This is a genomic window from Acinetobacter sp. YH16053 (assembly GCF_013417035.1).
GTDB classification, from domain to species: Bacteria; Pseudomonadota; Gammaproteobacteria; order Pseudomonadales; family Moraxellaceae; genus Acinetobacter; species Acinetobacter towneri.
In genome coordinates this window covers 36723-50768 of record NZ_VPEP01000005.1, presented here as the reverse complement: position 1 = coordinate 50768, position 14046 = coordinate 36723, and the positions used below count along the sequence as shown (strand labels likewise).

Genomic DNA, 14046 nt, shown 5'->3' with positions numbered 1-14046 from the left:
ACGCGGGTTGATTGGGGTTTTTCCATAAAAATTAAATCAGTTTAGAGTTTTTTATGCTTGTAAATACAAACTTTAAAAAATCAGTACTGTGTTCCAGTATGCATGCAATTTTATGCTGGAATATGCCGAAAAAGCTCGGACTAAGTCTGTTTTTAGGTTTAGTTGCATCCTCAAGTTTTGCAGAAAGTCTTACAGTACCCAATTCAAACGCTCAACTTGCTGAAAATCCTGCACCACTACAGAATCCAACTACAGAAGAAGCACAAAATTTAGCTGAAGAAATTAAACAATTGGCAGCAGCACAAGGAAAAGACAGTGCCGAAGATCTACAAAAAATAGAAGAAGCTTTAGAGCAAGCGCAAACACCTGAATTTAATAGTCTAGAAATGCTGCAACAGCAACAACAGGCAGGGGCATCTTTTGCTGAATTTCAGCCTATCGAATTTGAAGACTTAGAAGATTTACCCATTGCACCTGTAGATCAGGGGCTTGCCAATGAAATTTTTCAGGTGGCAGAACAAGCCAAACAAGAAGCGATGCTAGACCGCAATGGTCAAGTGCCAGAAACGTTGGTTCAAGACGCAACACAGCAGGAGCTACTGCAAATTGATCAAGCGCCTGTAAATGTTGATCAACTCATGACAAGCATTCAGGCAGACAGAAATTTCGTAGTGGAAGCCAATCCTTCAGACACCTTGACTGAATTGGGTTGGATGACGCAGGTCGAAAATGCCGATAAACCCGGTTTTTTCAGACGTTTACTGTATAGAGTCCGTCCACCGCGTGAGCTAAACACAGCCAAAGTGCCGCGTATTAGTGCAGATGTAGTCATTACCGCAAATGGCGCCAATGGTACACAAAACTCAATTGGAGAAGTGTCGCCCGATGCTTATCGTACAGCGGTGGATCATTTAAGTGCCAATATTAAGGCCAAACTTTCCAGTTTTACCCAGGAATCTTTTGCTGATTTTCCATCGGCATTGCCACAACTACGCACGTTGTCAAATCAGGCAGCGCAGGCAGTGGGTTTTTATAATGCCGAGTTTAAGTTTGAAAAACTCAGTGATAGCCGCGTGCGTGTGCATGTTGTGCCAAATCCACCTGTGGCGATTAAACAACAAAATATTGAATTTACAGGCGAAGGGCAATACGAGGCACAATTTCAGGTTATTGGCGTCTTGCCTGATCAAGAAGTAGATGATGTGTTTAATCATGGTTTGTATGAGCAAACTAAAAAACGGATTACCGATGCGGCTTCAGATAACGGTTATTTTGACAGTTACTGGCGTTTGCATGACGTTAAAGTCGCTCAACCTCAAAATACAGCCGATATCAATTTACGTTATGAAACAGGCGAGCGTTATAAACTCGGTAACGTCGAATTTCGTATGAGCGATCCAAACCAAGAATTCCCGCTAGATATGGATATTCTGCAAAGTATGGTCACTTGGCAGGACAATGCCGACTATACTTTTTGGCGTGTGAATGGTTTGGCCAACAACCTCACCAACTCGCGTTATTTTAACTACACCTTGGTTGATACAATTCGCCCTGATCCTGTCGAGTATCCTTTGGAATTACCGCCTGATATTCAGGCTTTGGTCGATCAACAAAAACTCTCTGTTTACGATGCCACAGTCGTCGATCAAAAACGGGTGGTGTCATCTCAGGAAGTGACGCAATCTGTGGTGAATGAAGCTGAGTTTGCAGGCACAGAAGAAGGTGCGAGCAACGATAAGCTGCGCATGCTACAAGCACAGCAAGAAGACAAACAATCAGAAGAAGAACGCTTAAAACAACAGGCACGTATCGACAAAAAAATTCCTGTGATTGTGACTTTAAATGCAGACCGCTTAAATAGTGCCGAAGTCGGTGCAGGTTTTGGAACTGACACAGGCGTGCGTTTGCGTGGGCAATATCGCCGTGCCATTGTCAATAAACGTGGTCACTCATTTGATGCCAACTTGGAGCTTTCACAAATTCGTCAAGCCATTGATGGACGCTATAACATTCCTTATAACCATCCACTGAATGATTATGTCGCGTTGGTTGGCGGTTATGAGCGCGAAGAACGTGACGATGTTGCACAAGGTGGCGGCTTGATGATTGAATCTGCGGTTGCAGGTGTAGACCGTGTGATTAAAAACCCAATGGGCAGTTGGCAACATACTTTTGGCTTGCGTTATCGACTGGATCGCTTAACTGAAGATGGCACTGTATTTTTGGAAAAAGTGCCTGATGCCTTTATTGCTAATGGTGATGTCGATCAACAATCGTTATTGCTTGGCTATGAAGTTTCACGTACCGACAGTAACCGTCGTGTTAACCCAAGCAAAGGTTTCCGCCAAATTTATAAAATAGAACTGGGGAGTGAATCACTGCTCAGCGATGCAGATTTAGCCATTCTAAATGCAGGTTGGCGTTTTATTTATTCATTGGGTGAAAATGACGATCATCAGTTTGTCGGACGCAGTGACTTAGGTTATATCTACACCGAAGATTTTAATAAAGTGCCTTATAATTTGCGTTATTTTACTGGTGGTGACCAGTCTTTACGTGGCTTTGACTACAAGTCTTTAACACCACAAATTGAAGGCTTTAAAATTGGAGGTCAGGCTTTGGCGGTTGGTTCATTAGAATATAACTATCAATTTAAAGAGGGGTGGCGCGCAGCAGTATTTAGTGATTTTGGTAATGCTTACGATAAAGACTTTAGCAACGACACCGAATATAGCGTAGGTTTGGGGGTACGTTGGGCATCACCAATTGGCCCAATTCGGATTGATGTGGCTTCTGGTATTTCAGATGACAATCATCCAATCCGTCTACATTTCTTTATTGGCTCTCAACTATAAATTTAAGACTTAGAGAACATTATGGCTGAAGTTGAACAGCAACCAGAAACCCCAGTAACGCCACCTAAAAAGCGTCGAATACTCAGGAGTGTTTTACTGTCACTGCTGTTGATGCTGGTTTTATTGGTGTCCGCTTTGGTGGTGATGTTCTCAACAGACCGTGGCTCAAAGTTCTTATTAGACAGCGTATTGCAGCGCCAAGAAATAATTCATTATGAATATGAAGGCGGTAATTTATGGCGTGGGATTATTCTGCGCAATATCATCGTCAGTTTAAAACCTGTTGATGTCAAAATTGACCGTGCCGATGTCATTCTTGGTTGGCGTGCCATTTTAGATAAAGAAATCCATCTCAATCGTGCCGATGTGCGTAATCTGCGGATTTATCCGAAAGGCCCACCAAGTGATGATCCATTCAAATTCAATGAAATTCGCTTACCTTTTGTTTTGCGTTTAGATACTGCCGATGTCGATCATTTATTGATTCAAACCGCCTCTGGTACGCAGGTCGATTTTTACGATATTCATTTAAATAATGCCTTGTGGTCGGGTACAGAACTGAAATTTGAAGATTCCAATATGGATATGGGATATTTGAATGTACGCAATGCCACAGGCGATATGAAATTTGAAGGTAAATATCCGCTTAATGTGGTGGGTGATTTAAATATTCCCTCTTTACATGACAGCTTAAATATTCACGATATTAAAGTAGTAGGCAAAGGCACACTCGACACGATTCAGGCGGGTGTTGCAACAAATACGCCTGATTTGCTCACGGGATGGGTAGTGTTGCATCCAATGCGTAAGCAAGTGCCAATGTTTGGTGAGTTACAATTTAAAAACTACCGTTGGCCTATTTTGACCGAGCAGGAACTTTTTACCCAAGCAGGTGCAGCTAAATTTAAAGGCGATATCAAGCGTTTAGATATTGATGTCAATACGGATTTGAGCGGTAAACACATCCCTAAAGGTCAATATACAGGTCTGATGTATACCGATTTAGTTCATCAACTGAATATCAGTAATTTAAATGCACAACTTATGCAAGGTGCTGCCAATGTAGCGGGCATTGTCAGTTGGGATAAAAAAGTCAATTGGGATTTAACAGGACGTCTGGATAAAATTAATCCTAAAGATCCACTAATTCCTCAAGTGGTCAAAGACTTTTTACCGCCAAGTTTAGATGCCAATTTAGCATCTAAAGGTCATTTGGAAAAAGGCACACACTTAACTGCACAAGTCGATTTTGACCAATATGAAACTTGGAATTTAAAACTCGATCAAAAACCTGCGCAGGGCAAAGCGGCAAATCCGATGTTGCTTGATGTGCGCTGGAACAACATAGACCGTGCTGTGCCGTATGTGGGTTGGTTGAAAAGTGAATCGGGTGATGTGCAATTGGCCTTGGTAGAAGGTCAGCAAGATATTTTTGTGGCGAGTAAAGTCAGCACACATGAAAAAACCATGTTACCTGCGGGCATGTACCAAGCCAAATTGAATTTAAAGAATAATCGTTTAAATATTCCTAATTTTAAATTTGATACTGCAGATAGTCATTTGGCAGGCAGCGCCGTCATTGATTTACCAACTGATAAACGTCAGTTGAAATGGAATGCGGTATTGGCTGCGAAAAACTTTAATCCGCAAAGTATCAGCACCGCAGCACCTGTTAATGTGTTAAATGGGCAGTTTAAAGCCAATGGTTTTGCATTGCCGAATCAGCAAATTATTCATTTGAAAGATATTAATTTGACAGGGCGTTTGGTCAATCAAAATGAAAACGTACATTTAACTGGGCAAAGCACCATTGCCTTATTGTTCCATGATGTGAAAGCTGGTGGTGGCTTTAAAAGTTTTGCCGTGAATTATGATGGTGGGTTAAATGCCAGTGCCATTCAAGGCAGTGAAGGACATTTAAAACTAAAATTATCGGGTACGCCGGAACTAATTAAAATTAGCGACTTACGCCATAATGGTGTTGCAGGGCAAATTGTGGCGGATGGTTTGCTGCATTTGAATCAGGGGGTGAGCTGGAATTTAAACGCTTCTTTAATTCGCTTTAAGCCGCACTATTTTGTGTCCAGTGTACGTGGTGAATTATCGGGCAATATTCGCACTCAAGGTATTTGGTCAGACACTCAAAAACGGATCAACATTGAACGTCTGAATTTGGCAGGCATGCTCAATAATAAACCTGTACGTGGTACGGGGAATTTAGCCATGTTGATTGATGCTAATCAAAAAGGCTTTTTACCACAACAGTTTGAAGCCAATAATCTATTTTTGTCTTATGCCAAAAATCAGTTACAAGCAACGGGGAATGCACAAAATCTGCGTATTAAAGTCAATGCGCCTGCTTTATACGAAATCTATTCAGGTTTACGTGGACGTGCGTATGGCTATATCAATGTGCAGTCGCAGCCACGCTTACAAGCCACTGCCAATTTCGCTGTTGATCAGTTCAGTGTAAATAATATTTTCAGCGTGCGTAAATTGCGCCTACAAGGTGAATTGCCAACCTCTGAAAATACGCCAACGCTGATGACGGCATCCATGGAAAATTTACGCAGTGGCAACCGTGGCATCGAGCAAGGGCAGATTTCTTTAGCAGGTACACGTCAGGCACATATTTTAAAACTAGAAGCCGAAAATAAGCTGAGTAAGTTTTATGTACAATTGGCGGGTGGTTTAAATGCACAAAATGATTGGATGGGACAAATTCAGAAAGGAGATTTTGACTCCTTAAGAACCCACTTGGCACAGCGCCAAAACGCAGCCGTGATTTATCAACATAGAACCAGTGAGTTGTATGTTGGTGCGCATTGTTGGATGAGTCAGCAAAGCCAATTGTGTTTTGATCAACCTATTCGTGTGAGTAAAACCAAAGCCAATGCATCATTTGTGACTCAAAACTTAGACTTAAATGACTTTTCTGCATTTATGCCTGAAGGTTTGGCGATTACAGGCAAGGTTAATGGGTATGCCAAAGCGGCGTGGGCAAAAGGACAGAAGCCAAAAATTGATGCACATTTGGTCACGCGTGATGGCGTCATTGGACTTGCTGCGGACGATCCACAAGATATAGGCTCAACCTTGCGCTATGAACAAGTGGCTGTGGTCGCAAAAAGCATTGCCGAAGGCTTGAAATTACGCATAGATGTGAAAACACCTGAAATTGGTACAGGTTATGCCAATGTGCTGATTGATCCTTACACTAAAAACATGCCAATGCGCGGTGAAATTGCCTTTGATCAGGTACAACTTAAAGTTTTTAAACCGTTTATTGCCGATGTGCGATCAATGGCAGGCATTTTGTCCTTTGCTGGCAAGATCAATGGGACTTTAACTTCACCATTGCTCACAGGTGAAATGCGCCTGAAAGATGGTGCGATCAGCATGATTTCGTTACCTGTAAATCTGACCAATGTGCAGGTCTATTCCTCTATCCGCCAAGATCAAGCCAGCATTAATGGCGCATTTAACAGCGGTGGTGGTGTAGGGCGTTTAACGGGCAGTGTGGATTGGAAAAATGATCCGCGTATTCAGTTAAATTTAAACGGTAAAGACTTATTAATTCGTCAAGCACCGCTAATTACTGCAATGATTACGCCAGATGTATCCTTAGATGTTTTACCTTTCCAGAAAAAACTGAGTTTAAAAGGACGTGTAGATGTACCTCGGGCTTTAATTTCTATGCCTGAAGTGTCTGCACCTGTGGTTAACGTGTCTTCGGATGTGCGTGTGGTACATGAAGGACAAGATCAACTGGCATTATTACGTTCAGCTCGTCCATGGGATATTCGTGCCGATTTTGAATTGAATTTGGGTGATCGGGTCATTTTCCAAGGTTTTAATAGCCGTATTCCACTGATTGGACGTTTGTATTTATCTCAACGTGGTTTAGAAACTGCGATGCGTGCCAATGGTGCGATTGGGGTCAGCCAGCGTGTGAAAATTGAAGCCTATGGACAAAGTCTGGATTTGAACCGTGCCATTGCGCGTTTTAATGGCCCAATTTCTAACCCAACTTTAGATATGGATGCCAATAAAAATGTACAGGGCAGCATGGTCGGCTTTAGAGTTACAGGCACAGCCAGCAGTCCGAACATTCAAGTGTATAACGATGCAGGCTTATCTGAACAAGAAGCATTAAATGCTTTGATTACAGGTCGTATCAATGAAGGTACCAGTGGTTTGAGTCAGACCGAAAGCTTTAAGTCAGACGTCAACAATACTATTGCAGCGGCAGGTATTAGTATGGGCTTAGGTGGTACACGTGCCTTGACCAATCAAATTGGACGTACATTCGGTTTAAGTGGTTTGGCACTTGATGCCCAAGGTACAGGCGATGATACCCAAGTCAGTTTGACGGGTTATATCACCCCAGACTTGTTTATTCGTTATGGCGTGGGGGTTTTCACACCTGTCAATAAGTTGACTTTGCGTTATCAAATGAATAAACGACTGTATTTGGAAGCTAGTCAAGCTTTAGAACGCGCCGTGGATATTTTCTATAACTGGCGCTTCTAACGGCAACTTCACTTAAAAATGCGTTCAATCAGAGCGCATTTTTTAAGCTTGTACATGGATAGTTTCGTATTTATGCAAACTTTTGATTATCATAAGCACAACAGGAGAGCTTCAATGAAAAAGATTTTGGTGGTGACTGCAGTGCTTGCATTAATGGGCTGTGCAGAAAAGAAACCCTTAACCCCTGAAGAACAATGGCAAGGCTATTGCCGAAGTGTTGGCAATGCTGCGCGTACCATCATGCTAGATCGTCAAAATGCGATTGAAAAAGAACGTGCGATTGAGCATGCCAATAAAATTGAAGATGACATTACTCGTAATTTTATTTTAGAGATTATTGAGCAAGTCTATGCATTGCCACTTGAAGAAATTAATGGTGATGTTGATGCGGCACGTGAAAAAGTCCGTACGCAATTTACTGAAAAATGTATCGCGACACCGCATGATAAAATGCCTGATTACAAGCCGTTCTAAAAGAACGGTTTTTTTATGAATTAAAATTGAAATATGTTTTGTACTTCTACTATCTTTTATCAAAAAATAGCCTAAGTGAATCAAACGTCTAAAACTAAAATAAATAACAAATAAATTGTGACAAGTTCTAAATCTTAAAACTGGCAAAGCTTATCTTTTTCATGAATAATTAAAAACATAACAAAAACAGTAGGAGCGCATAATGGAAGTGGTTGCTTACCTGCATAATGCAGATTTGCTCTTAGAAGATGAACAAGGTGTCGCGGTAATTGGCGGCAGTCATTATGTTTTAAGTTTAGGTGATCGGGTGTATTTACGTCAGCAAATTGATGCACCTGCAAAGATATATCAAGTTCAAATTTCATTTACCAGTGCAGAACACTGTATGCTGCATGAAGATGAAATTCAACTCAAGTTTGAAGGTAGTCGCGAACAATTACAGCACTATCTTCAAGCCACAACAGTACACTAAGGTGGAATATCATTCATTCATTAGAACAGGCAACATGAGTGTTGCCTTTTTTACGAGTTAAACTTTAGGCGAAAAGTTAGTGTACATACAGACAAAGTTAAAATTAAGTCGTGTTTTGTCTGTAAATTGAACAATATGCGCATCATTTAGTTATAAAATAATGGGCATCACAAAGAAACACTCTAGTTGCATTAACTTTTAACCGGAAGTTTAGTAAAATTTTGCAGTCCATATTGTTTGTGATGCTTTAAAAGCAGGAATTCACAAATAATTTTTTAAAAAAGAGGAATAACACCGTGCTAGAAGCTTACCGCCAACACGTTGAAGAACGTGCCGCACTCGGAGTCCCACCGAAGCCACTTGATGATGTGCAAACAGCTGCATTAGTTGAATTATTAAAAAATCCACCAGCAGGCGAAGAAGCTTATTTGGTTGATTTGATTGAAAACCGTGTACCTGCAGGTGTTGACCAAGCGGCATACGTTAAAGCTGCTTTCTTAGCTGCTGTAGCAAAAGGTGAAGCAACCTCTCCACTCGTTTCTAAAGAGCGCGCAGTTTACTTACTAGGTACAATGCTTGGTGGTTATAACGTAGCACCTTTAGTAGAGCTTTTAGACAATGCTGAATTGGCTGGCTTAGCAGCTGAAGCATTGAAAAACACTTTGCTTGTATTTGATGCGTTCCATGACGTAGCAGACAAAGCAAAAGCAGGTAACGAAAACGCGAAAGCAGTTTTACAATCTTGGGCTGATGCTGAATGGTTCACTAGCCGTAAAGATGTACCTGAAGAAATCAAACTTACAGTGTTTAAAGTTACTGGCGAAACCAACACTGACGACTTGTCACCTGCACAAGACGCATGGAGTCGTCCAGACATTCCATTGCACGCAAATGCAATGTTGAAAAACGTACGTGATGGCATCAACCCAGAAGTTCCTGGTGAAGTTGGTCCATTAAACCAAATCAAAGACCTTATCGCGAAAGGCAACCAAGTTGCTTACGTGGGTGACGTTGTTGGTACAGGTTCTTCTCGTAAGTCTGCAACTAACTCTGTACTTTGGTTCTTCGGTGATGAAATCGCGCACATTCCAAACAAAAAAGATGGCGGCTACTGCTTAGGTGGTAAAATTGCGCCAATCTTCTTTAACACAATGGAAGATGCGGGTGCTTTACCAGTAGAAATCGACGTTTCTAATATGAACATGGGTGATGAAATCACTCTTAAAATCGACCATGCTGCTGCTAAAGTAACAGCGTTCAAAGACGGCGCACAAATCGCTGAATCTGAACTTAAAACTCCAGTGCTTCTAGACGAAGTACGTGCAGGCGGTCGTATTAACTTGATCGTTGGTCGTGGTTTGACAGCTAAAGCGCGTGAAGCTTTAGGTCTTGCACCATCTACTTTGTTCCGTACTCCAGTACAACCTGAAAACACAGGCAAAGGCTTCACTCAAGCTCAAAAAATGGTAGGTCGCGCTTGTGGTCTTCCAGAAGGTCAAGGTGTTCGTCCAGGTACTTACTGCGAACCTAAGATGACTACTGTTGGTTCTCAAGATACAACAGGTCCAATGACACGTGACGAATTAAAAGATTTAGCTTGTTTAGGTTTCTCTGCAGACTTAGTAATGCAATCTTTCTGTCACACAGCTGCGTATCCAAAACCAGTTGACGTTCAAATGCAACACACGCTTCCTGACTTCATCATGAACCGTGGTGGTGTTTCTTTACGTCCAGGTGACGGTATTATCCACTCTTGGTTAAACCGTATGCTTCTTCCAGATACAGTAGGTACTGGTGGTGACTCGCATACTCGTTTCCCAATTGGTATTTCTTTCCCAGCGGGTTCTGGTCTTGTAGCGTTCGCTGCAGCAACTGGTGTTATGCCACTTGACATGCCTGAGTCTGTACTTGTGAAGTTCAAAGGTAAAATGCAGCCTGGTATCACTTTACGTGACCTTGTACATGCGATTCCTTACTACGCAATTAAAGAAGGTGACTTAACTGTAGAGAAGAAAGGTAAGAAAAACATCTTCTCTGGTCGTATCTTAGAAATCGACTTAACAGAAATGGAAACTGACTTAACAGTTGAACAAGCATTTGAATTGTCTGATGCTTCTGCTGAGCGTTCAGCTGCAGGTTGTTCTATCACACTTTCTGAAGAGAAAGTTGCTGAATACCTTCGTTCAAACATCACCATGCTTAAGTGGATGATTTCTGAAGGTTATGGCGATGCGCGTACTATGGCTCGTCGTGTTGAGAACATGGAAAAATGGTTAGCGAACCCATCACTTCTTAAAGCTGATGCTGACGCAGAATACACTAAAGTGTATGAAATTGACCTTGCAGACATCAAAGAACCAATCCTTTGCTGCCCGAACGATCCAGATGATGCAAAACTTCTTTCTGACGTTCAAGGTGACAAAATTGATGAAGTGTTCATCGGTTCTTGTATGACAAACATCGGCCACTTCCGTGCTGCTGGTAAGTTATTAGACAAAGTTCCTGGTGGTTCTTTATCTACTCGTCTATGGTTAGCGCCTCCAACTCGTATGGACGAGCGTCAACTTATGGAAGAAGGCTTCTATAACACTTACGGTAAAGCGGGTGCGCGTACAGAAATGCCAGGTTGTTCATTATGTATGGGTAACCAAGCACGTGTAGCACCGAACACAACTGTAGTATCTACTTCTACACGTAACTTCCCGAACCGTTTAGGTCAAGGTGCAAACGTTTACTTAGCTTCTGCTGAGCTTGCATCTGTTGCAGCGGTACTTGGTAAGTTACCAACACCAGAAGAATACCAACAGTACGCTTCTCAAATCGACAGCATGTCTGCTGACATCTACAAGTACTTGAACTTTGACCAGATGGAAAGCTACACAGACGCTGCTGCGAATGTAGACACCAAGAAAATTGCTGCTGCTCAGTTGACCTAAGTTAGGAAAAGCAAACGCAAGAGCAAATCTATGATTTGTTCGAGTGTTGAGCGATAAGCAAGATCAAATAAGGGCTGATTATTCAGCCCTTATTTTTATGCGTAAAATTTCAATCTAATAATGAATGACATTTAAAACAGCATAGATTGTGATATTTCAGCTTGCCTAACTGATTTAAAAATAGGGGCGCAAGCTATGAAATAAATTAGAATTTAACTTATTAAAACAATATAAATTTGCCTATCAATACCGTTTGTCATAAAATAATGTAAACTGCGTCACAAAATATGGTGGATTAATGCTGGTATTCAATTTTAATTATAATTTTTGGTAAAAACTTTATTGAAATGAACTACTTAGTTTTAATTTTAATGAAATTGGATATTTTTTAATAACTTACTATAATGATTGTAAAATTATGTAATTAAAATGTGTCATATTATTAATGCATTGACCAATTAAAAAAATTTTGCGTCTCTCTTTAAATATGAAACTGGGTTGTTTTTATGAATTTAATAGAAACAGTTTTTGACTTTAAAGCGCTTTCAATGCAGCAGCAATCGTATTTTTTTGAAAAAATTTATCAATTCGATCAAAAAATCTTTCCAAATTCGAGTTTAGAAGAATTTAAAGCCTTTGTTTATGACCCCGATGCAATCGCAGTCACGGTTATTCAATATCATGATCGAGATCAAGTGGTTGGGCAAAATGTTATTCCTTTTATTTTGATTCATTATAATGAACAGCCTATGCATGTGGTCAATTCACGAGCGGGTTTTTTGTCTGAATATCAAAAACAAAATTTGACGATTCCAAGTGCAGTCAAAGCCATGTTGAATCGACGCTTAAAAAATCCATTTATTCCATTGTGGTTTGTGATTAGCATTAATCAACCGAAGATTTATTCTTTGTTTGCTTCGCGTTCTAAAAGTTTTTTCCCAAGAGTCGGGAAAACTATGCCTAAGGAATATCATGAAGTTTTGCAGCTTATGGCGGCACGGTATCCTGAAATTCAAAAGCGCGGTGAAGGCGTATATGTGCATGAAACTCATTCTCCAGCACGAAGTTTTGAGCAACTGATGCATTTGAGAATTCCGCAAGATGTACATTCCAATTTCTTTTTGCAGCACGCGCCTGATTATTTTGATGGTTGGGGCATTATGTGTATTTGTAAATTAGACGGTAAAACTTTATCTGAAACGGCACTCAATTTAGCACTAAACAGAAAAGTGGATTAGGTGCTTATCACATCGAAAAACTGTAATCATCTGTACGTATCCTGTTGACTCTATACTGCAGTAGATGATGAATTTGGGCAGTGATGGGGTGTAACCATCATCTTCACCAAAGTTTTATTGAGTGAAATAATGATCTTGATGTTTGCAGTTGCGACAAAATAAGGACACATAATTTTCTGCGTCATAATCGACAGTCAGTTCATCCGATCCGCAGTGCATACAGCGTTTAAGTGAATAAAATTTAAGTCGTGCTTCAATTTTTCGCCAAGAACGCCACACAGGTTGAAAGAAAATCCTTTCGTCATAACCCAAAAAGCGGAAGAATAAAATTTCGCTCATATAGCTGAAAGGCAAATTAGGCGGGCGTGGCAGGGTAGAGGTCTCCCATTTTTCAGCCACTGACCGTTCTCGGTATTGCTGCACAGTCTTTTTCAGTAAATTGGTATTAATAAAGTTTTCATTACGCGGTTTGAGTGCTTTTTGTTGGTATAAAAATTCCAAAGCAGTTTGCACCAAGTAATAAATTTGCCCAACCGCCAAGACATCTAAAAGTCGGTAGCAAAAGCTCTGAAAACTATGGTTGCCCGCAATTTGTATTCCCCAAGTCCGACAATAAAATTGCATAAACTGCACAATCTCTTGATACAGCAATAAATACAGCGCATCTTTGACTTCATCTGCTGTTTTGAACGGTGTGCCCATACTCAGATTTTCATAAAACCAATAACGTAATTGTTGTGCAATGCTGAATAAGCTTGGTTCAGAATAACCATCTAAACGGACATTGATATAATATTGCTGCGCATTTTCCGCAAAATCTTTGGCAATTAATATTTGCTCTTTTAGCAAATGTTTGATCATGCCGTGCTGGAAAAAATAGTTGGGGGTAATATTTAAATACTTGATTTTTTCCCAATCTATAAATTCTTCATGTGGAATATGTTCCTGTGCATGCTGATCTAAAATACTCAATAAAAATAATTTATCTATAAAACGCAGCTGATTTAATTCGCGTTCAGGTGCATCCTGTTTTTTGAATTTTTGTTGTTCTTGCAAGCGGGTTTCCGCCATGATTTTTTTGCGTTGTTGGGTACAGCTTGCGCAATGACAGTTTTGTTGTTGGCTATTTTGAAAGATGCGATGTTCACAATGACTACATTGGTGAAAATTTAATTCCTGCTCATATTGTTCTGCTTCTACCCAATACATAGATGCCTGACACAAAGGGCATAATGTGCTTTCATCTAATTGTTTTTGCAGAATTTGTAGCATTGTGAAATAGAAGCTCAAGTAAATCGTGATATGTCATTATACATGGCTTGTGTACTGAAAGGTGGAAGCTTCTGTGCTTTTGATCATCATCAAAATTAGCCTGTGTTGGTCGTATTTGAAGTGAAGTTGCATATCAAAATATTAAATTTACGCGTAATAGCAATACAGGTATTGATTTAAACAGTCTGCTTTTATGTTACTTGTAAAGGATTAATCCAGATAGGATTGAAAAGCTTGGGTTGAGCGCCCATATAAATCAGCATTGT

Annotated in this window: 7 protein-coding genes; 6 read left to right on the top strand and 1 reads right to left on the bottom strand. The window is 40.5% G+C overall.

Going from position 1 to position 14046, the window contains the following annotated elements:
• Positions 1–53 precede the first annotated feature (53 nt).
• From FTV43_RS06105 to FTV43_RS06080, 6 genes are all read left to right on the top strand, one after another.
• Positions 54–2855 carry an autotransporter assembly complex family protein gene (locus FTV43_RS06105; protein WP_179995119.1) on the top strand — a complete coding sequence of 934 codons (2802 nt, stop codon included), beginning with the start codon at positions 54–56 and terminating at the stop codon, positions 2853–2855.
• A gap of 21 nt (positions 2856–2876) precedes the next feature.
• Complete coding sequence (locus FTV43_RS06100; protein ID WP_179995118.1) at positions 2877–7388, top strand: translocation/assembly module TamB domain-containing protein; 4512 nt, start codon at positions 2877–2879, stop codon at positions 7386–7388.
• A gap of 114 nt (positions 7389–7502) precedes the next feature.
• Positions 7503–7862, top strand: coding sequence for a hypothetical protein (locus tag FTV43_RS06095; RefSeq protein WP_004973219.1), 360 nt, complete (start codon positions 7503–7505; stop codon positions 7860–7862).
• 202 nt (positions 7863–8064) lie between these two features.
• Positions 8065–8334: a hypothetical protein gene (locus FTV43_RS06090; RefSeq protein WP_004973220.1), complete on the top strand. Its 270-nt coding sequence runs from the start codon at positions 8065–8067 to the stop codon at positions 8332–8334.
• A 296-nt stretch (positions 8335–8630) separates the two neighbouring features.
• A complete protein-coding gene (locus FTV43_RS06085; protein WP_096900892.1) occupies positions 8631–11270 on the top strand; it encodes a bifunctional aconitate hydratase 2/2-methylisocitrate dehydratase in 2640 nt (879 codons plus the stop codon).
• Positions 11271–11776: 506 nt separating this feature from the next.
• A complete protein-coding gene (locus FTV43_RS06080; RefSeq protein WP_004973230.1) occupies positions 11777–12508 on the top strand; it encodes a hypothetical protein in 732 nt (243 codons plus the stop codon).
• Positions 12509–12622: 114 nt separating this feature from the next.
• Here the strand turns inward: FTV43_RS06080 and FTV43_RS06075 are convergent, their stop codons facing one another.
• Positions 12623–13780 (bottom strand): hypothetical protein, encoded by a 1158-nt coding sequence (locus FTV43_RS06075; protein WP_004973232.1) that lies wholly within the window; start codon positions 13778–13780, stop codon positions 12623–12625.
• Positions 13781–14046: the final 266 nt, after the last annotated feature.

Coding starts and splice junctions, on each gene's coding strand:
- FTV43_RS06105 (WP_179995119.1), top strand. CDS start 54: ATGCTTGTAAATACAAACTTTAAAAAATCAGTACTGTGTTCCAGTATG.
- FTV43_RS06100 (WP_179995118.1), top strand. CDS start 2,877: ATGGCTGAAGTTGAACAGCAACCAGAAACCCCAGTAACGCCACCTAAA.
- FTV43_RS06095 (WP_004973219.1), top strand. CDS start 7,503: ATGAAAAAGATTTTGGTGGTGACTGCAGTGCTTGCATTAATGGGCTGT.
- FTV43_RS06090 (WP_004973220.1), top strand. CDS start 8,065: ATGGAAGTGGTTGCTTACCTGCATAATGCAGATTTGCTCTTAGAAGAT.
- FTV43_RS06080 (WP_004973230.1), top strand. CDS start 11,777: ATGAATTTAATAGAAACAGTTTTTGACTTTAAAGCGCTTTCAATGCAG.
- FTV43_RS06075 (WP_004973232.1), bottom strand. CDS start 13,780: ATGCTACAAATTCTGCAAAAACAATTAGATGAAAGCACATTATGCCCT.